Genomic DNA, 24,200 nt, shown 5'->3' with positions numbered 1-24,200 from the left:
GTTGAACATTTAAAAATTTGTAGCAAATATAATTTGACTACTTGTTGCAACTTCCTCAAAGACCTTTTTTATTACATGGATACTCATCAAAAACCTTCAAAGCATACAGCTAGTCCGCCAGCCGACGATTCCATGTCAGCAATGCTTTGTAATCAACCACTTCTTGCTGACGATAAAATGTCGGCAGTGCTGTATACTATGGCAGGTTGAGTTTGGATGGCAAATGACTGAATTTGGAGAGCCCATTCTTAATTAAAGTAACTTTGTAAAAATATTTAAGAGATTGTGTTAAAGCTCCCTTATCAAAACAACTATATGAAAACAAATATTTTTCTCTTGCTGGTCTTCTTTTCTTTTGCCACATTGAGTGCACAAAACCTAAGTCTGAATTACTATTCGACCGGCACAGGCACAAACCTGACTCTTGCCTATGCCAAAGACTGGGAAAAGAATGAACTTGGATTCGGTCTTGGCTATAATATAAACAGGATTGCTCATCCGGATGACAAAGGACATATTTTTTATAAAAGACTTTATGCAACTAAGCCAATACATCATGTCAATTTGAATCTGTTTTGGCATCATCGCATATTTTCTGAAATGCAGCATATTAAACCATTTCTTTTTTACGACTTACAAATGACATATTCAACAACAAGAAATAGGTTTTTTGTACCATATGGTTTTGACTCAACAATAGTATCTGATACACCTGAAGGCAAGATTTTATACCGGGAAATGATTGACTTTTTCGGGCCATTTATATGGATTGAAAACAATATCGGAGTTGGATTTCAGGTTGATATTACTGACAAATGGTTTATTCAGCAAAAATTTGGTACTGGTATCCATCTTATTCATGGATCAGAACGTAGACTCCTTCCCTTCAGAAAAACACACTGGGAATTTGTCGGACTCCTCGATTGGTCAGTTGGAATCAGGTTTTAAATCAAATCTCACATTCGACCATGATGGATTATACTCAGCCAACTCTTCCATGTTCTCCTGCGTCGGACTATGGAAGGTTGGTTTTCACCACGGCTTTGCCGATGAACAAATATTTTTTTCGGTCGTCGAGGCGCTGGCATAAAACACGGGTGCGCTGCAGCGAAATTTTGCGGTAGGTTTTTTCTTTCCAGACAAATTCAGCACCATCGGGTAAATCCTTTACACGGGTTTCGCCTTCCTGAATATCAATTTCCGCCTCCGTGTTTTCGTAGGTCACGCGCGGCTTTTCGAGCTGATATAGCGCTTCGGCTTTCCATTCGGGCGCGAATTCATACATTGCCATCACAATGCGCAATACCATTTTGAATGCAAATTTCCATTCCTCTCCATGTGCCTGTGCGCGGCGTCCATACTCACGCCACACCATGGCATGCGCCAGTTCGTGGCACAGAATAATCATGAAATGTCCGAGTGGTAAATTTCGTCGCACATACACCCGCGCAGGCACTTCGTTTCCTTTCACCAGAAAAGTTCCGTAACGATGTTTAGATTCTCGTTGAAAATAAAATTCAGTATTGAGCCGCGTAGCTGCATCATGCAAAAACAGGTACAGCTGTCGGTTGTAATTTTGCACAAAAAACGTTGCCGAAATGGGTTTCATCGTGACTCCGGAAAATTCGCTTAATCAAGTTTAAGAACAGCCAGAAATGCGCTCTGTGGCACTTCGATATTTCCCACCTGACGCATGCGTTTCTTTCCTTTTTTCTGCTTTTCGAGCAGCTTACGTTTACGCGAAATGTCACCACCATAACATTTGGCCGTTACATCTTTTCGAAAAGCCTTGATGGATTCGCGCGCAATAATTTTGGCTCCAATAGCGGCCTGTATGGCAATATCGAATTGTTGTCTCGGAATCAGATCCTTTAGTTTTTCGCACATGCGACGACCAAACGCATAGGAATTATCTTTGTGAATCAATGTAGATAAAGCATCGACCTGTTCGCCGTTAAGCAATATGTCGAGCCGCACCAGATCTGCTTCGTGATAACCACATTCGTGATAATCGAACGAGGCATATCCTTTAGAAATACTTTTGAGTTTGTCGTAAAAGTCGAAAACGATTTCCGCAAGCGGCATTTCGAAGGTTACCTCCACGCGGTCGGTCGAAAGAAAAACCTGATTTTTGAGCATGCCACGCTTGTCAATGCAGAGTTTCATAATGGAACCAAGATACTCTGACTTTGTAATTACGTTGGCGTTGATATACGGTTCTTCGATGTAATCAATTTTTGTAATATCCGGAAGTCCGCTCGGGTTGTGCACTTCAATGAGTTCCTGTTTGTGTGTGTATACTTTATAGGAAACGTTTGGGACCGTCGTAATGACGTCCATATTGAACTCGCGGTCGAGCCGTTCCTGGATGATTTCCATATGCAGAAGTCCCAGAAAACCGCAGCGGAAGCCAAATCCGAGGGCAGCGGAAGATTCCGGTTCAAAAGTCAGCGAGGCATCATTTAGTTGTAGTTTTTCGATGGATTCGCGCAGTTCTTCATAATCATCGGCATCGATAGGATAAAGGCCTGCAAACACCATGGGCTTTGCATCTTTGAAGCCTTCAATGCCTGTTATGCAGGGATTATCGACCTTGGTAATGGTATCGCCTACCCGCACTTCGCGAGCGACCTTAATTCCTGAAATGATATAACCCACATCGCCGGCCGATAGTTGAGCTCTGGGTTCCAGCTTCATTCCCAATGTTCCGACTTCATCGGCGCGATATTGTTTTCCGGTGCTTATAAGCTTTACTAAGTCATCGGCTTTTACTGTGCCGTTTTTAATCCGGAAATAGGCAATAATGCCGCGGAAAGAATTATAAACACTGTCGAAAATCAGCGCCTGGAGCGGACCGTCAGGGTCGCCATTGGGTGCCGGCACTTTATTGATAATGGCATCGAGAATTTCCTCAACACCCATTCCTGTGCGGGCACTGGCCTCGATAATGTCTTCGCGCGGGCAGCCTAATAATTCAACAATCTGATCTTTCACTTCCTCCGGCATGGCGCTGGCCATATCCATTTTGTTGAGGATTGGAATGATTTCGAGATTATGGTCGATCGCCTGATAGAGGTTTGAAATAGTCTGGGCCTGAATTCCCTGAGTAGCATCGATTACGAGCAATGCGCCTTCGCAGGCGGCAATGGCGCGTGACACTTCGTAAGAGAAGTCAACGTGACCCGGAGTGTCAATCAGGTTCAGCTTGTATTTCTGACCACCGCGCTCAAAGCGCATCTGGATAGCATGGCTCTTGATGGTGATTCCTTTTTCGCGCTCCAGATCCATATCGTCGAGCACCTGGTTCTGGAATTCGCGTTCGCTCACCGTTCCGGTGAATTCCAGCAGACGATCAGCCAATGTTGATTTACCGTGGTCAATATGTGCAATAATGCAAAAGTTGCGTGTATTCTTCATAATCGGGTGCAAAAGTACGATTTTATGTGCTAATGTGCTAATGTGCTGATATGAAAAATGTGAAAATGCGCAGCTTCGCTGATGTGGAAATGTGAGAACACCATGTGTTAAAGAATTTGAAAGTGTGCTAATTTGCAAAAGTGGAAATATGAGATGATGTCTTTTGTCCTTTCACCATTATCTTTTCGACAGGCTCAGGACAGAGCTTTTATCTTGAGAGGATGTGCTAATTTGGAAATTATGTAATTTGATAATTTTTAAAGTTCTAAAAGAAATGCAACTCAGCTCCTTCTTCAACCTCTCTGCGTCGCTTAGCGACCTGTGTGCGTTGAAAAGTGTGAAAATGTGGTGATTTGGACAAACAATTTGTTTCTCTTGTAACTTTGTAACGATTCCCGCTTTCAGCGTGATAAATTCCACGCATAACGGCTCCCTCTCCGCCGCGGCGAACAGCTTGATAAATTCCACGCGTAACGGTTGCAGGGATTATTTCAAAACAAAGCTCACCGAAACAATGAGTCCCATATTGGTCGGATCAAATGTCATTTGCTGTTTTGTATAGGGGCTTGCATAATCAGCATTCAGTTCATTGTTGAATTCCGTAATATTCACCTTCCAGAACGGCAGCGTGTAATACGGGATCAAATCGAAATTAAAACTATCTTCCTTCCCAAATGAAAGCATGAAGCGTGCACTTCCGGACAAAAGAAATTTATCAATTGTGTTAAAATATTTATCGTAGGGTCCATCACCGATTTTATATTTTCCATAGAACTGATCCATATTGAAACTGAATCCGGGACCAGCCCTGAAGCCATCGGCATGAATCAGATTCAGATTGTAGAAAAAGCTGAAACCATCATGCGAAATTTTTACTTTTCTGAAATATTCAACTCCGAGTGAATCCATTCCGTTTCCTTTGCTTTTGAAGCGGTGCAGATGCATATCAAAACCGAAAGTACTCCACGTATTGTTTACTTTACATCCGAGGATAATGCCTCTGGAAATCCCCGGAGCTTCCAGCGTATTGTCGGGAACAAATGCTGGCTCTAAATGATAATCGTTGAAATCGGATACAACCAGATCAAAAGGGGCAGTATTCTCATATTGCTCAAAGCTGTAGCCAAAGGTGAACAACATGGTTTGGCTGTAAGACAGTGAACCGGCGAAGAACAACAGAAATAAGAAAAAGAATGTTTTATATTTCATATTCTCTGGCACTTGTCAGAACACCATCTCAGGCGCAATTTCTTCGATTTTGCGACTGGCATTCATCACACGATAGCGAACGTAATATTCAAACATGCCTCCGCCTACGATAATATCTGTTATCACTACATTGCTGTTATCAACTTTCAGCGTCACGACATCGCCGATTTTATGCGGAATCACAATGCGTGAAGAATCGCGCGTATAGCCAGCTTCGACAAGTCCGCGATATTTTCCGAGATGATTTGCAATTGTACTGAGGCTGTCAATGGTTTTGTTTGCCTGCGTCAATCGGGTAATTTCTTGCTGATATTTCTGCTGCATTTCTGCCATGGCTTTCTGGTGGCGCTGATTGGCTGTGACGTTGAAATAAATCAAAACACCGATAAGTCCGAAAAGCGCTATGATTCCAACTATGCGCCAACCTTTGGAGCTTCCTTTTTTTTCTTCAGGATTATTTATTACGGGTGATTCCATGACAATTATTATTCGTTTGAACAAATGTAAGAATTCTTTTTGTTTGCGTCTGATTTTACTATCTTTACATTTCAAAATTATCATCATGAACGATTTCAATAATCTACCATTGCTACAACAAGCCGATCTGAAGGGAAAAGTAGTATTGGTACGCGTTGACCACAATGTTGTAAAAAAAGGTATTATTCACGATCCCTATCGCATTGATGCAACGCTGGGAACGTTGTATTACATTGTTTCGCGCGGCGGTAAACTGATTCTGATGACTCATGTTGGTCGTCCGAAAGACAAAAAAACAGGCACTATCAACATCAGCCCGGAGAGCTCGGTTGAGCCCATTGTTCAATATTTCGAAAACAAGCTGCATGTGAAATTTGCCATTCCTGAATTTTTGCCCGATGGAGATAAAGGATACAGAGGTATTGAAACTTCGGTTAACCACCTCATCCGCGATCTGCGCGAAGACCGAATCGACGGCATTTACCTGCCCAATACCCGCTGGTTTTCGGGTGAAGAATCCAAAGGAGAAGATGCCGATCATTTTGCCTATCAACTTGCCGGCCTCGCTGACATTTTTGTCAATGACGCATTCGGATCGTGGCAGCCACACGCCTCCACGGTAGGTATCACAAAATATCTGCCTTCCTACGCCGGTTTTTTGATGCAGAAGGAAATTCAGAATCTCGACCGCATTTTCGCGCCACAGAAGCCATTTGTGGCTGTGGTAGCGGGTTCTAAATTCGACACCAAAATCGACAGCCTATTTACGTTGCTCGAAAAATCGGATTATCTCGTGCTTGGCGGCGTAATTTACAACGCCTATCTCTGCGCCAAATACGGTTTTGAAATAAAAGGACTCGAGGCCGATGACATTGAACATGCCCATCGCTTTGTGGAATTTTCTTCAAAGCATCCCGGCAAATTGGTAGAACTTCCATTTATTGTGGAATCCGACACCATCGAAGGTCGCATGGACGGCCAGTTTCGGACACATGATATCCGCACACTAAAGCCAGGAACAAAACTGAATTATGTTCTCGATGTGGCGCGCGAATCGTTCAATGAACAAAGTGTGTTGGATATTTTCCATGGCGCGCATACTATTTTTGTCAACGCTGTAATGGGCTTCACGCCTCATTTTAACGAAGGCACTATTGCGCTGGATGAGCTAATCGATAAAAATATAAATGCCGTGAAACTCTATGGCGGCGGCGATACCATGCAGGAACTGAAACGATTGTTGCCCGGACTTTATATCATGGCCATTGACAATCCGAAGTATTATATTTTTACCGGAGGCGGCGCGGTGCTGAAAGCCATTGAACAGGGCACAGCGTATGGGCTGGAGCCGGTGAAAGCGCTCATAAGTAGTGAGGAGTAAGTAGTGAGGAGTAAGTAGTCAGCTGTGAGTGGTTAGTTAGGTTGAGGATGAGGTTGAGGTTGAGCACCTTCGGTGAGCAGTGAGCTATGCTGAATACTGGTAGAAGCTTTGTTCATAATTCACGTAAAGCGACCTGAGTGCGTTGAAAAATATGAGCGGTAGCAAAAAAATAGTGCATCTTGCTTAGAAAATTCACTATTACAGAAAGAATCACTTCTGAAACCTAATTATTCATTTTGCTTTTCACAGCTCCGAGCAAAAACTGAAAATATTTATTCCTCTGTTTTTCAGCCATACCACTGAGTTGCGTCGATTTACGAATAAGACCATTAAGCCAGTCGCGTGTTGCAGAACAGAAAACTTCGTCGGCAGTTTCAAGGGTATTGAACGTTGAATGACGCAGAAACACTTTTTTATTTTTACCAATCGATGTATAAATGCAGTTATTCCCAATTTCAATATCGCAGAGATAAAACGTAAAATTATTGTCTCCTGCATGATCTTTTCGCTTTGTTCCGGACTCTGTCATAGTGCGGATTTCAGAAACCAGAAGCAATAAATCTGCATATAATTTCTGCGATGTTTCGCTGTCTTTAAAGAACCCACTTTCTGAATAAAAATCAATTTGTTTCAGAATGCTGTTCAACGTATGTTCGCTCCAGATTTCGGTTGAAGGTGCCATGCGATATGCTTCCAGAATTTCCTGTCCAGCAGTCATGAGCACATCAGGAGCAATTTCATCTTCAAAAAAACCGTGCTGGTATTCCAGAACATTCATAACCGAACGCATCCAATAGTAGCATTTAAACCAGGCCAATTGCGGAAAAGCAAAGAGCAGAAAAAAAGGAATATCGTCGGCCACATAAATAATTTCGCTGTCTTTTGCGCTTTTCAGCTTCTGCAATCCATCGCGAATGTGTTCGACAAACTGCTGAAATCCCATGGCTTCATCGCCGGGCAAATTGTAATGAAAATGCACCGATTCGCCCTGAGCTGAGCAAAAACTATCAAACGAAATATGAAAATGATTGCATAGTTTAACGATTTCGCTGAGCGAAAATTCTGTTTCGCCACGCAAGCGCCGGTAAGCACTATCGATGCTTAATTCGAGCTGATCGGCCAATTCATTCACCAGACTATGTCCGGAAGGAATTACAGCGCGCAGCGAATCTATAAATGCGTCCTGAGTATTGTCTTTTTGGTTCATTATTTTCGGGGTAAATCATTAAACCTACCAAGTAGTTTTTGCGAAATATGCAAATATAGCAATTCCGATTTGCAAAAATCGCAAATTATTGACAAGCGGAAATCAATACATTCCGCATTTTGGCGATAAACGCATTACATTCATTTATTGATGCGGGTTTCCGTTTTGATTAGGGCTGCTGCCGGTGGTAATTTTACTTCATCAAACTTCAAAAACAATCGTCATGAAAACAAAAAATTTCTTCTTCGCCATTTGCCTGTTTGTTGCTATTAATCTTGCTCCTTATATTACTCCTGTGCAGGCACAGGAAAAAGTAGCCATCCTTAATATATACACCAACCTGCCGGGCTACACTTCGCTTACAATGGGCAATCTGTATCGCATTCAGCTGGCAAAAAACAGCAGTCTTTCGGTCATTGATCGCTGGGACATGAACAACTTAATTACCGATAAGAAAATCAATCCGGAATGCAACAATACGCAGGGACTTACAGAAATCGGGAAAGTGATAGGTGCCGATAAAATGATTACCGGATCTGTTGAAGCTTTCAGCAATAACACCATAATGGTCACCGTTCGAATGGTTGATGTTGATTCGGCCAAAGCAGTAAAAACAGTTGTAACAGATTACATCTATAATCCGGCTGAAATTGTTGCCATGATTGATCTTTCAATAAAAGAGCTGCTTGGCATGACCCTCGATCAGAATCTGAAAATAAAACTCACCGATAAAAACGCATTTGCCAGTGCGCAGAATGTTCGCAGCGGCCGTTTAAATGCATCCGGGCCGAGAATTGGGATGACCGTTCTTACGGGTGATCAGGCAAAGATTTTTGGTCAGCCGCAGCAACTTGGAGGATTCGATGGTTATCCTGCCATGTTTCAGTTCGGCTATCAGTGGGAAGCTCAGTATTTGAACGAAGGGGCATTTCAGGCATTATTTGAATTCATTCCATTGGTATCAGGGCTTGATCAGGGCTTATTTATTCCGTCGTTCACACTGATGAATGGACTTCGCAACAACCGCTCCGGATGGGAGTTTGCGTTCGGCCCCACCATTGTTGTAAGTAAAAAAGCTGACGGATATTACTCCGAGGGAATATGGCACCTCCGGTCAGAATGGACTGATAGTCTGCCAAACCCAAACTATCTTGTATCGCGCACCGATAGCCGGGGAAACTACAAGATGACTTCGGGATTTGTTTTCGCATTTGGAAAGACATTGAAAAGCGGCAACCTGAACATCCCGGTGAATTTGTATTTCATTCCATCAAAAGAAGGCATGCGCTTCGGAGCTTCGTTCGGATATAATTCAAAGAATCGCTAAATAAAAGACAAGGTATATCAATCCCGACCTTCATGCTTAATCCCGCTGTCATCCTGAGCGGAGTCGAAGGACAGACAGCAGGGTTCAACACCAAACAAATTAGACCTTGATAAAAACAACAGCTATGAAAACAAAAATAATTTCCACCATTATAGCATTTGCACTTATGATTGTGATTTCATCGTGCAATACATTAAGTGATCATTCAGAATTCAGATATCTGAATAAGGTACCAGTATCAAGCTTTCACGATGACACAACCAGTGAAATTATGAAAATTGCGAGTATTGAAAAAACAGATTCTTCAAAAATTTTATTGGATGTACCGAAGCAGGAAAATTTCGTTGTGTGCAACAATCACCCGGTTGTACATTTGGAAAAAGTAGAAAGTAAAAAGAAACCGGTAAAAGAAATCTGGTCGAAAATTTCTGTAAGCAGCAAACAGGCAATCAATCTTGCAAAGCCGGCAATTGCGCGATACAAAAGCTCCTGTGAAACATCAGCACAATCCGCAAAAGCCGATAAAGGAAAATCGTTAATGATAGCAACCATTGTATCGGTTGCCCTGATTGCAGGTTTTGCTGCAGCATGGGGATCAGGTGGCGCATTGGTGGCACTGATGGTTTTCGGTCCATTTATTCTGCTGGCATTTTTACTGATTGCGCTGTTGCCTGATAAGCAGAAAGCCACACATGAAACGGCATCTGCAGCAGAAGAAACTGACCGGGACTCCGCCTTCATTTATGAAAGCTCGCCAACCGGAACAACAGTAAGCAAACCCACCGAAAATTCCAGTTCAAAACCGAAAAAGGAAAAATCCACACCCTGGGGTTTGATCGCCATTGGCGGCGGAGTGCTGCTTTTGACAATGATTTTCGGGTTAGGCGTTTTATTGCTGGCAATGCTTTTCGGAATTGTTGCCGCAGTTATTGCCGCAGGAATCTGGCTTTACAACAACCTTCTCGATAATAATCAATAAAAATTCCGCCTTATGAAAACAAAAATAATCCATTCCGTAATTTTCATTCTTTGTTTTAGCATGTATGGCCATACACAACAGGCCAAATATTATCGCGAACTGGAAGTTACCATTGTCGCCACCGAAAACTACGAGGAGTCGCGACAGGCACTGATGAAGCAATGTTCCGGAGAAAACTATTATTTGGTTTCATTGAGCGAAATTAAGGATGGGAGCAGTCCGGCTTCAACCTGCATTGAGTTCTTTACTGACGAAGCTGGCTTCCAGTCTACAGATACTTTGCTGGAAGAACTCGGGCATATTTCATTCAAAAAATCCTCACTTGTGCCGGCTGCAACAGATTTAGATACGGCATTTTTAAAACACAGCATGGATCAGAATAATGCGTTGACATCTGCATTAATTGCTAAAATCGCCGAAATGCCAGAATTAATAGACATTTTGTACAAAATTGACGTCCTTCGGAAAAGAAACAAGCAGATTGCATTTAACATCATGATGTTGGAACAAAACACTTCACTGACAAACCAAATTGTTATTCGCCTGTCTGAATGACACTTAAGCACGGCAATGAATGAATAAATTGCGATTGAACCAAAAAACACAACAGCTTAAAAAAGCAATGCATATGCAACTATTAATTCGAAAAAATTGTATTATTGTTGATTAAATCAAAGTTACCCCCATGAAGAAGATTTATTATTTATTTTTTCTGATCGCTTTCATTGCAATCAGTAACGGCACAGAAGCGCAGGTTCAGCAACAGAGCCAGGTGCAACCACAAATTAATCAAGGGTCTAATGTTGTCTATCCGGTTCGGTGTTGGTTAACAAAACCCATTCATGAACTTACAAAAGAAACGCCCTGGGAAGAGCCGGATTTTAATGCTAAGCCCTGGGTATCACCTGATCGTAAGAACAGACCACGTCAGACTTTTATTTACTCAGCCGCAGATGGTCCTGAATACGGCAACGATTCTTCCATCATTCAGACTGAGATGGGAAAATACAATGCCACTCAGACAACCAAAGCCATCATTAAAAACTGGGCTGGTATTCAAAGCACATCATTTCCTCCCGACCCAACGGGCGCTGTAGGGCCCAATCATTATATTCAAAGTGTCAATGCCACTACTGTTCGCATTTTTGATAAAAACGGAGCCACCATTGAAAGTTTTCTCATGGGAACCCTTTTCGGCGAAACCAGTAATGCTGGCGACCCCATCATTATGTATGACCGCTTTGCCGATCGCTGGTTCATAAGCCAGTTTGGATCAAGCAATGAAATATTTATTGCTATTTCGCAAACCAACGATCCCACCGGTGCATATTATGCCTATGAATATGTTTCTCCTCAATTCCCGGATTACCTGAAATTTTCGATCTGGCACGATGGTTATTATATGACATCGAACCAAAGTACCGACAAAGTTTATGTCTTTGAAAGAAGCGTAATGCTTACCGGCGGCGCCGGAGCACGCGGAATTTTTCAAACTTTCACAACCGGTTCTGTTTCGGCATTCTTTGTTCCACTGCCAGCCGATGCTGCCGACAATCAAACCCTGCCAACAGCAGGAACACCACTGCCGTTTTTTGCTTACTACGACAACGCCTGGGGTGGCGGAGTTGATGGTATAAAAATCTGGAATGCTACTACAAACTGGACTACCGGGGTACTCACCATTTCAGCTGCTACACAAATTAACACAAGTTCTTTCGATGCTTCATATGACCCATCCTGGGACGATGTTCCACAACCCAACGGTGTTGAACTCGACGGAATTGGAGGAGTACTGATGTATCGGGCTCCATGGCGCTCGTGGAGCGGTTATAACAATGTTGTTTTATCATGGGGAGTGAAAATTGCAGAGACACCAAGACAACGAGCCATCATGTGGTGTGAACTACGACAGATTTCAGGCGTGTGGAGTGTATATCAGCAGGGTATTTATGCCCCCGATACCCATACCCGCTGGATGAGCAGTGCCACCATGGATGACAACGGCAGTATTGGTCTTTGTTATGCAAAATCCTCAACTACAATTTTCCCGGGATTATTTTACACTGGCCGGCTCGCCGGAGACCCGCTTGGAACCATGACGCTGACCGAAACTCAGGCAGTTGCAGGAACCGGGTCACAGTCTAGTTATAACCGATTTGGAGATTACTCACACACAGCGCTTGATCCAGATGGAATCACTTTCTGGCATACCGGCGAATATGTAACCACAACATCGGGGCAAGAAACACGCGTGTATTCGTTCCAGATTCCTGCAGGGCCGCTGGCACCGGTAGCCAATTTCACTGCCGATGCAACAGCTCCGTTTTGTTCAGGCACAGTGCAGTTCACCGATATGTCGTCCAACATACCGACCTCGTGGTTATGGACATTTGGTGATGGACAAACATCCACATCGCAAAACCCATCGCACACTTATGCCGCGAGCGGAACATATAATGTTTCACTAAAGGCAACCAATGCACTTGGCAACAATACAATGACCAAGACGAGTTATATCACCATCACGTTGCCGACTGCTGCCACAGCAACCGGTGCATCGCGCTGCGGTACAGGAACGGTCACTCTGACTGCAACTGGTGCAAATACCATTAAATGGTATGACGCCGCAACTGGTGGAAATCTTCTTGGAACCGGCACCAGCTTTACAACACCAAGTATTAGCGCAACAACAACCTATTATGTAGAAAACAATATTCCGGAAACATCGGTTAATGTTGGCCCGGCTCTTTCGGGGAGTACGACTACCGCCGCAGACTATCTCATTTTTGATGTGTATGAAGAAATGACGCTTGTTTCTGTTGTTGCTCAAAGACAAACGAACTCTACTGTGACTATTTCTTTACAAAACAGTACTGGTGCTACCCTTCAATCAACAACTGTAACCATTGGAACCACGGCAACAACCGTTCCCCTCAACTGGGTGATACCTGCCGGAACCGGCTACAGACTTGTTACTCCGGCCAGTTCGCGATTGGTTCGATTGACCAGCGGCGTTACTTATCCCTACACACTTTCAGGAATTGTGAGTATAACAGGAAGTAATTCAGGTTCGACTGTATATCCATCCTATTTCAATTGGACCGTTCAAGGCGCAGGCTGCTCACTTTCACGTGTACCGGCTGTTGCTACCATTAATACAACCGTAACCCCTTCTGTGGCAGTAGCATCATCAGCTACTTCAATTTGTTCCGGAACCGGTGTTACTTTTACCGCAACGCCAACCAATGGCGGCACACCGACTTATCAATGGCAGGTCGATGGTGCCAATGTCGGAACCAATAGCGCAACCTATACCAGCAGTGCATTAACAAATGGAGATGTTGTAACCTGCATCATGACATCGACTGCATCCTGTGCAACACCTATCACTGCTACATCAACGGGAATTACAATGACGGTTAACCCTGTTGTTACTCCATCTATTGCTGTGGCCGCTTCGGCTTCATCGATATGCGCTGGAACCAGTGTGACTTTCACAGCTACACCCACCAACGGCGGAACACCTACTTATCAATGGAAACTCAATGGAAGTAATGTTGGAACAGGAGGCGCAACTTATACCAATGCTGCGCTCACTAATGGTAATATTATCACTTGCGTAATGACTTCGACAGCAGCATGTGTAACTCCAACAACGGCTACTTCTACAGGCATAACCATGACTGTCAATCCAGTTGTGACACCTTCAGTTGCTGTTTCTGCTTCAGCAACAAGTATCTGTTCGGGAACCAATGTTACTTTCACGGCAGCCCCAACAAATGGCGGAACACCGACCTATCAGTGGAAACTTAACGGAGCCAATGTTGGTACTGGTGGAACAACGTATTCCAATGCCGCACTGGCTTCTGGCGATGTGGTTACTTGTGTGATGACATCGACGGCAACCTGCGCAACTCCCGCCACGGCCACTTCGACTCCCGTTACAATGACAGTCAATACTGCGGTTACTCCTTCAGTTGCTGTCAGCGCTTCAGCAACAAGTATTTGTTCCGGAACCAGCGTAACATTTACTGCTACGCCGACCAATGGTGGAACACCAACCTATCAGTGGAAACTCAACGGCGGCAATGTCGGCGGCAACAGCCCAACCTATACCAACGCAGCACTGGCTAACAGTGACGTAGTAACCTGTGTGATGACCTCCAGTGCAACCTGTGCTTCACCGACCTCAGCGACTTCCACGCCAGTCACTATGAGTGTGAGCACGCCAATAACCGCATCTGTTGCGGTCGCCGCATCAGCAACAAGTATTTGTTCCGGAACCAGTGTAACTTTCACAGCAACCCCAACCAATGGTGGAACGCCCACTTATCAGTGGAAACTCAATGGCGCCAATGTCGGCACAGGCGGCACAACCTATACAAATGGGGCTCTGAACAATGGTGACATTGTCACTTGCGTGATGACATCGACAGCAGCCTGTGTAACACCCACAGCGCCTACATCGAATCCGGTAACTATGACTGTAAACACAACGGTTACTCCGTCTGTTGCCGTTGCAGCTTCGGCTACCACCATTTGTACAGGCACCAGCGTTACTTTTACGGCAACACCGGCCAATGGAGGAACACCCACTTATCAGTGGAAACTTAATGGCGGCAATGTCGGTACCGGGGGTACAACATACACCAATGCTGCTTTGGCCGATGGCGACGTAGTCACTTGTGTGATGACATCAACCGCTACCTGTGCTTCTCCCACATCAGCTACATCGACTCCAGTTGCTATTACAGTCAGCACGACGGTTGTTCCTTCTGTTGCTGTTGCAGCATCAGCTTCAACCATTTGTTCCGGCACCAGCGTTACATTCACAGCAACCCCAACCAATGGCGGAACACCGACCTATCAGTGGAAACTCAATGGAGCTAATGTTGGCGGCAGCAGCCCCACTTATACAAACGCCGCCCTGAACGACGGGGATGTTGTCACCTGTGTTATGACATCTACGTCTTCGTGTGCATCACCAACCACGGCAACCTCAACACCGGTTACAATGACCGTCAGCAGTTCTCTAATACCTGCAGTTGCTGTTGCAGCTTCGGCTACAACAATCTGTTCAGGAACCAGTGTAACTTTCACGGCAAGCCCAATCAACGGTGGAACACCAACCTATCAATGGAAACTTAACGGAACCAATGTCGGCGGCAACAGCGCAACATATACCAATGCGGCACTGAACAACAGCGATGTGATCACCTGCGTGATGACGTCAACCGAATCATGTGCATCACCCACTTCGGCCACCTCTACACCGGTAACCATGACAGTCAGCACCGCGGTTGTACCTACTGTTGCTGTTTCAGCTTCTGCAACCAGCATTTGTTCGGGAACCAGTGTTACGTTCACGGCAGCGCCCACCAATGGGGGGACCCCTGCTTATCAATGGAAACTCAACGGCTCCGATGTTGGCACCAACAGCCCATCATATACCAATGCAGCTCTGGCCAACGGCGACATTATTACCTGCGTAATGACTTCGTCAGAATCATGCGCCACACCAACCAGCGCTACTGCTACACCAATATCAATGACGGTAAACACGACTGTTATACCATCTGTTGCTGTTGCGGCATCTGCCACAAGCATCTGTTCAGGAACAAGTGTTACATTTAATGCAACCCCGACCAATGGCGGAACTCCTACCTATCAATGGAAGTTGAATGGCTCCAATGTCGGCCCAAACAGTGCAACATATACCAATGCAACATTGAACAACGGCGACGTAGTCACATGCGTAATGACTTCAAGTACCACATGTGCTTCACCAACTACCGCCACATCAACTCCAGTTGCCATGACGGTTAGCACTTCGCTTGTCCCTTCTGTAGCCGTTTCTGCCACATCGAATAGTATTTGTTCCGGCACCAGCGTAACATTTACAGCGGCACCAACCAACGGTGGAACACCTTCTTATCAGTGGTTGCTCAATGGCGCAAGTGTTGGATCTAACAGTTCAACTTATACAAATGCATTGCTGAACAATGGTGACGCTGTTACCTGCGTCATGACCTCTTCCGAATCATGTGCATCACCTGCCACCGCAACCTCACTACCTGTAAACATGACGGTCTCCAGCTCCTTAACACCTACTGTTTCTGTTTCTGCAACTGCAACCAGCATTTGTTCCGGGACACCTGTAATGTTCACAGCAATACCGGTAAACGGCGGAACTCCAACTTATCAGTGGAAATTAAACGGAACCAGTGTTGGATCGAACAGTGCGACTTACAACACTTCATCATTAAACAACGGAGATGTGATTCTCTGCGAAATGACTTCATCAGAATCATGTGCAAGCCCTGCAGTTGCCGCATCCGGTACCATCACAATGACCGTTTCAACATCGGTAACGCCCACAGTTTCGATTGCAGCATCAACCAATTCCATTTGCTACGGAACTCCGGTGACTTTCACAGCAACACCGATTAATGGCGGTACTCCTTCTTATCAGTGGACTCTCAATGGCGCAAATGTTGGCAGCAACAGTCCAAACTTCGCAAGTTCAATGCTTCAGAACGGCGATGTTGTCACCTGCACCATGATTTCAACAGTTAGTTGTGCCTCAGCTTCAACAGCCAGTTCAAACAACATAGCAATGATTGTAAATCCTGCAGTCGCACCTTCTGTTTCCATTACATCTTCAACCAACGGTGTTTGTGAAGGAACTGCTATTACTTTTACTGCAGCTCCGGTTAATGGTGGTTCACCTTCGTATCAATGGTTAGTCAACGGCGCAAATGTCGGCAGCAACATGGGTACATTCACCTCCACAACACTCAGCGACGGAGACATCGTCAGTTGCGTAATCTCATCAACGGCACCATGTGTTTCACCTGTAATGGCTACTTCCAATACTGTTGCCATGGAGATTTATCCCAACCTGACACCATCTGTTGCCATAGCTTCACAACCGACAGGAACCGTTTGTCCGGGAACAGTAAAAGAATTCACAGCTGTTGCTACCAATGGTGGAACTGCTCCAACGTATGAATGGTTTATTGATGGCGTTTCTGTCGGAACCGGATCCACCCTTAATGGCACCTATTCAAACGGCCAGGTGGTTTCATGCACGATGACCTCTGCACAACCCTGTGTAATGCCAGCCATCGTTGATGCTAATCCGATAACAGTAAGCACTTACAATGTAACCGCTGTAACAATAAGTGACAACGGTGGCAGTCTGACTTCATCTTCAACTTATGGAAACCAGTGGTATGAAGAGACCAGCGGTGTTGTTGTTGGAGCCATCGGACAAACATTTAATCCATTGACCAACGGTGTGTATTATGTAGTTGTCACCGATGCCAATGGCTGCACCTCCACTTCAAATTCTATTGATTTAATTCTTGAAAGCATTGATGAAAACGGATCAGCTTCAATTTCATTCTTCCCGAATCCTACCAGCGGGAATCTGAATGTTACTTTCATCAAAGCAATCAACAACGGCACGCTGAAAATCGAGAATGCAATCGGCGAACTTGTTTTCGAAAAGAATATCACCCAGACTGCCGGCAGTGTTATTTCAGTTGATTTCGGCGCTTACGCTCCAGGTTCTTATTTCGTAACCGTAAAAGATGCGGAAACTGAAATCAAAGAGCAGGTTATCTACGAAAAATAACCAGCATTGAATATTTCTTTAAAGAGCCTCAAAAAAGAGGCTCTTTTTTTTGTACTAAAAATCTGGAGTTAAACTTTATACTTTTTGCCATTTATCTAATCTAAAACCAAAATGTTGTATATTTACCTCTCGTTTTGTATTTTTCAAGGTTACACTTTTCGTTCAAACAAAAAAAACACCATATGAAAAAGCTCTTCTTTCCAGCTGTTTTAATAGCACTGGTGCTTGTTTTCGCCTCGTGTCAGAAAGACAAGGACGGAGATGACACCAATATAAACTTTGGCTATGTCAAAGGTAAAGTGTACACCCCATCCGGAGTTGCGGTTCCGGCAGCCAACGTTTTTGTTGACCTGAATGGAGAAATTTACATTGCCAGGACCGACAAGAATGGGTATTTCTACCTTCGTGCTCCTGAAGGAGAACAGGTATTGAATGTTCAGGGTGGAGACGGCAGCATTTTCAGGGCTCAGTATAATATTGAAATCAAAGCTGACGAAGTAACCACCATTCCCGACAATGTATTGCGAATTACCCAGGCTGTCGAATTGGCCTATATTCCCGGTGCTTATGATCAGATCGAGACCATTCTGATTGACTCGCTCGGATATTCAGCTGACTTGCTTGCAGTGACCGACCTCAACAATCCTACATTACTCGCATCCTACGGAGCAATATTCCTCAATTGTGGCAAGCCAGATGCGATGGATAGCGCCAAATACGAAAATCTGGAAGAATATGTACTGAACGGTGGCAATCTCTACGCATCGGACTGGGCAGTTGAATATCTCACCGGCGACGGAAACTTCCTGGTCAATGCCAGCCAGCCTTTCGTTATGCATGAGCATAAACTCACCCATGCTTCCAACCCCAAATCGGGTTGCATGAGTCCTGAAGTTGGCGGCTTTATTGACGATGCTACGCTTTGCACGGACAAAGACGGCCCATCATCTATCCTTTATCAGGTTGATATTGTTGACACGCTGATTCAGGCCTTTCTTGGCAAAACCAAAATTGATGTTGAATATGACCTTGGTGCATGGGAAGTGATTAAAGACCTCACTATTCCATGGGAAGTGCTGATTCAGGATCCTGTAACCTATGGTCCACTCGCGGTTCGCATGAATTTCCCAACTCAGGCCAGCACACGTGCTCAGCTTGATCAGGGCTGGGTAACCATTTGTCACATTCCTCCGGGAAATCCCGCAAACATGCACACCATAACCATTTCGGTGAATGCATTACCGGCGCACTTAGCACACGGTGATTATGTCGGCAACTGTGTTGGCGGTTCAGGTACCATCTATTATACGACCTTCCACAACCATGTTCAGGGCAATATTGGACCAGATGTATATCAGATTATGCAGTATTTCATTATGAATCTGTAAATAAAAAAACATTACAAAAAAGGCTTCCGCTTTGGGAGCCTTTTTTTATTTAATAGCTATGAAAAACATTATAATTACGGGTGCAACTTCGGGCATCGGCTTTGAAACTGCCCTTGATCTGGCTTCGCGCGGATGGAAAATAGGTATTGCCTGGCGCAATGAAGAAAAAGGATTGGCTGTTATTGAACAGCTCCGGCAAAAGTCAAAGAATAACAACATCTCGGGCTATTTCTGTGATCTTTCATCCTTTGAATCCATCAGAAACTGCAGCGAAAATATTAAAAAGGATTTTCCAGTGATTGATGTTCTGATCAACAACGCCGGTACATGGGAAACCCAGTTCACAGAAACCGCTGACGGAATAGAACAAATGTTTATGGTCAATTTTCTGGCGCCGGTTTACTTTTCAAAACTGCTGCATCCTCAATTGAGAGCATCGGACAAAGCCAGAGTTGTCATGGTATCAAGTGCTGCCCACATGATGGGAAAAATCAATAAAGATGATCCTGAGTCACGCAACAAATTCAAGCACATCAGAGCCTATGGCAATTCGAAATTGAACATCCTGCTGGCAACAAAGCTTCTTGCAGCTGATTGGGCAACCGACAACATTAAGGTCAATGCGCTGCATCCAGGCGTTGTCAACACCAGGCTTTTTGACAAGTTTCCTGGCTTTTTGAAAGGACTGACCAAACTCATCACCATTTCGCCTAAAAAAGGAGCTCAAACCAGCATTTATTTGGCTGCAGAGCCTGAAGGTGGGCTCGTTAGCGGAAAGTATTTTGCCAAAAGTAGGCAGAAAATGGCATCAGCAAATGCTGAAAATTCAGAAAATATTGAATGGATTAGCGAACTGTTGAATCAATATTTGAGCAAAAATTTAAAACGCTTAAATAAACAACAATCCGATCTGAGTCAAATCAAATAAAAACAACTCCGCTTCGCTCACCTGCACTTGTTTCCCACTGCTCATCTGTTTGAGCGTGACTGTGCCAGCTGCTTTTTCATCAGGGCCCTGAATGAGCGTGTATGGAAATGCATACGCATCGGCATAGGAAAATTGTTTTTTCATTTTGGCAGCTTCGGGATACACCACGCATGCAATGCCGTTTTCGCGCAGTCTCTTCGCCATTTTCATTAAATCTGCCGCACTGTCTTCACTGAAATTAATCAACAAAATATCAGCAGTTCGACCAATGTTTTCTGGAAAAACATTCAGTTCCATCATGACATCGTAAATACGGTCGGCACCAAACGAAACACCCACGCCCGAAACTCCCGGCAGGCCGAAAATACCCGTCAGATCATCGTAGCGGCCTCCTCCGCAAATGCTTCCCATGGCGACATCGCAGGCCGATACTTCGAAAATAGCACCGGTATAATAGCTCAGCCCTCGTGCAAGACTGACATCGAATTTCACCTGTGACTTCAATTCAAGCGCATCGATAAAACCAAGCAGTTCTTCCATTTCAGCAATTCCCTTCAACCCTGTTTCGGAAACAAGATGTTTCTTCAACTGTGTCAACATAGCTTCGTTGCTGCTGACCGGCTGCATGATGTCCATCAGTTTCTGCGGAACATCGCTCGGAAAGCCGCGCTCAATCAGCTCTTTGCCGACACCTTCCCATCCGGTTTTATCAAGCTTGTCGAGCGAAACCGTGAATTCAACAAAGCGCTCGCTCACGCCCAACGCATCGGCAATGCCCTGCAGAATTTTACGATTGTTGATTTTTAAAACTACGTTTACACCTAGTTTCTGAAAAGCTGAATCGAGAATATCCATCAGGCCTGCTTCTTCCATTTGACTACGGGTGCCGATTACATCTACATCACACTGATAAAATTCGCGGTAACGGCCTTTTTGCGGGCGATCGGCTCGCCACACAGGCTGCATCTGATAGCGGCGGAACGGAAATGACAGTTCGTTCTGATTCATCACTACAAACCGTGCAAACGGCACAGTAAGATCGTAACGCAAACCTTTTTCGGAAATATGTTTAATGACCTCGCTACTGCTGTGTTCTTTTTCAACAGGAACCGAATTCATGAAATCGCCTGAATTGAGTACACGGAAAATCAGCCGGTCGCCTTCTTCGCCGTACTTGCCCATTAATGTGGAAAGCTGCTCCATCGAAGGAGTTTCGATGGGCTGAAATCCATGCTTTTCGAACACCGAGCGCAGTATGGAGAAAATATAATTCCTGCGCGCCATCTGCGCGGGAGAGAAATCACGGGTGCCTTTCGGAACGGACAGAGCTGCCTTTGCCATTGAAATGTTTTTTGCGAAATTAGTGAAAATAGAGGAACCGGAAAAATACAAGGTCAAGGTTAAGGTTGAGGTTAAGCTGCCTGCAGCAGGAAATACAAGGTTAAGCGCAAGAACTCTGAACAAAGAACATGGATTTTTATAGTAAGAAGTAAGTTTGAAGTAAAGATCCTTCATTATTCTTACTTCCTTGTTCAGTGTTCAGAGTTCATGAGTGCCGAGATCTCCCGGAAAACAGCAGCTGCACCTCCGCTTTTTCTTCCGCGAATTATTCACCCATTATATCATTTTCATTCGTGTACATGAGCTCAGCGACTTTCAGTCGCTTCGGTTAACGCCAATTTTCGCGAAAAAATTTAGCTCCCCTCAGCAGGTCTTATTAACGCTAATAGAATCAGTCTTCACCAGCGGCGAAGGCTTATTCAGTGGGGTGCAGCATGAAAGACGACGTTGCTTTTCGGGGAGATCCTACCTCTGCGCAAGCTGCCAGGAATGTGTGCTGGTTTCAGCTTCGGCCGGGAACTTAGTACGTATTGGTGTTTTTGTGGCGACATATAGTGCAAAAAAAATGGACATAGAGTTTTTCCATATCCACTTTTTCGCCAATGAACACATTTCGATTTTCTAATCTCTCAAAACGCTGAAACGCTGCGCAGGATGGCCATTTACGAACAGCAGATACAAACCGTCTGAGAAGTTGCTGATGTCAATACGATTTTCATTCGATTGCAAAATGCCACTCTTTACCTCTTTCCCTGATGGATCGAAAATTTTATATTCCTGATCTGACAGCGATTGATTTGAACTGACTGTGATGAATTCTGCTGCGGGATTTGGATAAACTGAAACTTCTAATGAATTTGAAATTTCTTCTACTCCAACCATGGTAAACAGAGCATTGATTTCTGTGGTATCCAAAGCTCTATCCCAGAAACCAAGGTCGTCAATTTTACCTTTCATGTACTTTGAGGAGCCAGCACCTGTGTGTTTTCCAATATTAAAACCTGTGTTGTTAAGAGGAAATGAGCTTCCAGGAATATCAAAAACGGAATATAAAAATTCATATTTAATACCATTAACATAATATATGGTACTAATATTATCAAATGTAACAGTTATATTAATCCAAGTATTAGTGCTTGTATATGCACTATCTGACTGATAATACCAAGCTGCATCAGAACCAACTCTTAAACCCTCATCATATGTACTATAAATAGTGAATTTGGCATTATCATTACTTCCAATTTCTCCAAGTCCAAGAATATAACTCTTTGAGATATCTTCGATATAAACCCATGCACTAACAGTAAAGGGTCTTTCTACAAAAGGAGCAGCAGGCACCCAAATGTAATCGCTGGTACCATCAAAAGAATAAGCACAATCAGCACTACCAAATCTATCAGATGTCAGAGTGGCTCCCATATTCATGCCATTATTAGAACCAACAACATCATTAGCATTGCCAGTAAAAGGATACCAACCAACAAGACCGGTGGTGGGAACATAGGAGGGGATTTGGGCTTGGGCTGAAAAGCCTAATGAAATTAGGGTGATTGTGAGGAGGAGTAGATGTTTGTTCATGGGTGTTTATGTTTTCTATTTCTATATTTTCGACTTTTTACAAACAGGTTGCTTAATGTGAGAAAAATCCAAGATCCCTTGGTGTATAAATGTTGCTCCAACAGACCTATGATAAGCTTTCAAGTCCCTTTTATCCCTGTAAACAAAAAAACGAGCATAAAAATATTTAACATTCTCCGGATTGTTATCATAGCTCCTTTTTATGGGGATTTCAAATATTAATTGTTCATCTGCTATGTTTACATTTTCATCAGTATAATAATTCAATGGAATAAACGCAAAAGTGTCGTCATAATACAAGTCTTGATGTTTTAATTCGTTTAAATAATTGGTATATTTAAACGATTTGTTAAGGTTGGTATTTATCGCTTCAAGCAAATCTACATTACATTCAGTAATTACAATAAATGCACAATCAATATCTCTATCGTATTTTGTTGGATTAGATAATTCAGTTCTGATTTTTTGATCCTCACCAGAATTTAAAACGCAAATATTCAATTTTAAATAGTTCATCTGCTCATCTCGATCACTATAATAAAATAGAAGCACACCAGCAAGAGTTATTAATACAACCCAAATTAAATGAAAAAATTCAACAGTCACTGAATTCCTATTTATAGACAAGCTTAAAGTAACAACATTGCATAAAAATGTCAATATTATAATGGCAACGACCCCTGCAATAAGAAAATGGTAGGCCTTAATTCTAGGTGGAATAATACTTTTTCGACGCATAATAATGTTTACATTACATCATCCTTGAAGGCCGTTTATTAAAAGGTTTCCAGACTCCATTTTATCACATTTTTAGAACCGATAGTTATGTTTCGCAACAAATATAAAAATAAAATTGAGAGAGGCAATATAATAATCCTTTTTTTCGCAAGAAATAATCAGAATTTTGATTTTTCACACAAATAATGGAAGATTAAAAAGATATTTTTCTGAAGAAGCTGGGAGACAGAATTGTCGCGTTCAGGAAAGAAAGGAATTTATCTCAGTCCAATCTTGCCTCGCTGATGGACAGCGAGAAACCACATGTCCGGAAACTGGAAAAAGGAAAACGCAATGCAACGGTTTCAATAGGTTGTCTCAAACTTGCTGGTTGTTTCGACATTCCACCGTTCCGGCTTTTTCATTGGAATTTGTTCATGTTTTTAAGCCGGAACATGGAACCCACCGGCATCAAACACTATCGTGTTTGATGGGTGGACAAGCCGTCGAAACAAGTAGCAAAAACAACGGTTCCATGTCCTGCATCTCCTCCGTCGCTTTCGGACGGTGGAATGTTGTTTTTGCACATTTCAAGTTTTAAGGCATCCT

At 43.7% G+C, this 24,200-nt stretch carries 18 protein-coding genes; 9 read left to right on the top strand and 9 right to left on the bottom strand.

Annotation, left to right across the window (positions count from 1 at the left end; all coding sequences use genetic code 11):
* Window positions 1-285 precede the first annotated feature (285 nt).
* Complete coding sequence (locus tag A2W93_06930) at window positions 286-948, top strand: hypothetical protein (GenBank protein OFY53352.1); 663 nt, start codon at window positions 286-288, stop codon at window positions 946-948.
* A gap of 67 nt (window positions 949-1,015) precedes the next feature.
* On the opposite strand, the gene A2W93_06925 is transcribed toward A2W93_06930, so the two are convergent.
* The 5 genes from A2W93_06925 to A2W93_06905 all read right to left on the bottom strand — a co-directional run bounded on the left by A2W93_06925 (window position 1,016) and on the right by A2W93_06905 (window position 5,103).
* Window positions 1,016-1,609 (bottom strand): hypothetical protein, encoded by a 594-nt coding sequence (locus A2W93_06925; protein OFY53351.1) that lies wholly within the window; start codon window positions 1,607-1,609, stop codon window positions 1,016-1,018.
* A 20-nt stretch (window positions 1,610-1,629) separates the two neighbouring features.
* Complete coding sequence (locus A2W93_06920) at window positions 1,630-3,417, bottom strand: elongation factor 4 (protein ID OFY53350.1); 1,788 nt, start codon at window positions 3,415-3,417, stop codon at window positions 1,630-1,632.
* Window positions 3,418-3,594: 177 nt separating this feature from the next.
* The gene (locus tag A2W93_06915; protein ID OFY53349.1) at window positions 3,595-3,885 is read right to left on the bottom strand and encodes a hypothetical protein; all 291 of its coding nucleotides are present in this window, start codon (window positions 3,883-3,885) and stop codon (window positions 3,595-3,597) included.
* Window positions 3,886-3,903: 18 nt separating this feature from the next.
* Window positions 3,904-4,626: a hypothetical protein gene (locus A2W93_06910; GenBank protein ID OFY53348.1), complete on the bottom strand. Its 723-nt coding sequence runs from the start codon at window positions 4,624-4,626 to the stop codon at window positions 3,904-3,906.
* 15 nt (window positions 4,627-4,641) lie between these two features.
* Window positions 4,642-5,103 (bottom strand): hypothetical protein, encoded by a 462-nt coding sequence (locus tag A2W93_06905; GenBank protein ID OFY53347.1) that lies wholly within the window; start codon window positions 5,101-5,103, stop codon window positions 4,642-4,644.
* Window positions 5,104-5,188: 85 nt separating this feature from the next.
* Between A2W93_06905 and A2W93_06900 the strand changes: the two genes are divergently transcribed.
* On the top strand, window positions 5,189-6,484 hold the full coding sequence (locus A2W93_06900) for a phosphoglycerate kinase (GenBank protein ID OFY53357.1): 1,296 nt from the start codon (window positions 5,189-5,191) through the stop codon (window positions 6,482-6,484).
* Between the two features lie 223 nt (window positions 6,485-6,707).
* On the opposite strand, the gene A2W93_06895 is transcribed toward A2W93_06900, so the two are convergent.
* Complete coding sequence (locus A2W93_06895) at window positions 6,708-7,691, bottom strand: hypothetical protein (protein ID OFY53346.1); 984 nt, start codon at window positions 7,689-7,691, stop codon at window positions 6,708-6,710.
* A 223-nt stretch (window positions 7,692-7,914) separates the two neighbouring features.
* Here A2W93_06895 and A2W93_06890 point away from each other — a divergent pair, with 223 nt between their 5' ends.
* From A2W93_06890 to A2W93_06865, 6 genes are all read left to right on the top strand, one after another.
* Window positions 7,915-9,018, top strand: a complete 1,104-nt coding sequence (locus tag A2W93_06890) for a hypothetical protein (GenBank protein ID OFY53345.1) — start codon at window positions 7,915-7,917, stop codon at window positions 9,016-9,018.
* A 166-nt stretch (window positions 9,019-9,184) separates the two neighbouring features.
* Window positions 9,185-9,997: a hypothetical protein gene (locus A2W93_06885; GenBank protein ID OFY53344.1), complete on the top strand. Its 813-nt coding sequence runs from the start codon at window positions 9,185-9,187 to the stop codon at window positions 9,995-9,997.
* A 60-nt stretch (window positions 9,998-10,057) separates the two neighbouring features.
* Window positions 10,058-10,552: a hypothetical protein gene (locus A2W93_06880; protein ID OFY53343.1), complete on the top strand. Its 495-nt coding sequence runs from the start codon at window positions 10,058-10,060 to the stop codon at window positions 10,550-10,552.
* A 130-nt stretch (window positions 10,553-10,682) separates the two neighbouring features.
* Window positions 10,683-17,636: a hypothetical protein gene (locus A2W93_06875; protein OFY53342.1), complete on the top strand. Its 6,954-nt coding sequence runs from the start codon at window positions 10,683-10,685 to the stop codon at window positions 17,634-17,636.
* Window positions 17,637-17,818: 182 nt separating this feature from the next.
* Window positions 17,819-19,024 (top strand): hypothetical protein, encoded by a 1,206-nt coding sequence (locus tag A2W93_06870; protein ID OFY53341.1) that lies wholly within the window; start codon window positions 17,819-17,821, stop codon window positions 19,022-19,024.
* 58 nt (window positions 19,025-19,082) lie between these two features.
* Window positions 19,083-19,952, top strand: coding sequence for a hypothetical protein (locus A2W93_06865; GenBank protein ID OFY53340.1), 870 nt, complete (start codon window positions 19,083-19,085; stop codon window positions 19,950-19,952).
* Here A2W93_06865 and A2W93_06860 read toward each other — a convergent pair.
* From A2W93_06860 to A2W93_06850, 3 genes are all read right to left on the bottom strand, one after another.
* A complete protein-coding gene (locus A2W93_06860; GenBank protein ID OFY53339.1) occupies window positions 19,914-21,293 on the bottom strand; it encodes a histidine--tRNA ligase in 1,380 nt (459 codons plus the stop codon). The genes A2W93_06865 and A2W93_06860 overlap by 39 nt on opposite strands.
* Before the next feature lie 621 nt (window positions 21,294-21,914).
* Entirely contained in the window at window positions 21,915-22,874 is a 960-nt protein-coding gene (locus A2W93_06855) for a hypothetical protein (protein ID OFY53338.1), read from the bottom strand.
* 21 nt (window positions 22,875-22,895) lie between these two features.
* Complete coding sequence (locus A2W93_06850; protein OFY53337.1) at window positions 22,896-23,501, bottom strand: hypothetical protein; 606 nt, start codon at window positions 23,499-23,501, stop codon at window positions 22,896-22,898.
* Between the two features lie 395 nt (window positions 23,502-23,896).
* Between A2W93_06850 and A2W93_06845 the strand changes: the two genes are divergently transcribed.
* Complete coding sequence (locus A2W93_06845; protein OFY53336.1) at window positions 23,897-24,082, top strand: hypothetical protein; 186 nt, start codon at window positions 23,897-23,899, stop codon at window positions 24,080-24,082.
* Window positions 24,083-24,200 lie beyond the last annotated feature (118 nt).

Source organism: Bacteroidetes bacterium GWF2_43_63, from assembly GCA_001769275.1.
Lineage (GTDB): Bacteria > Bacteroidota > Bacteroidia > Bacteroidales > DTU049 > GWF2-43-63.
The sequence above is the reverse complement of the archived record's forward strand: the minus strand, read 5'-3'. Positions and strand labels throughout refer to the sequence as shown.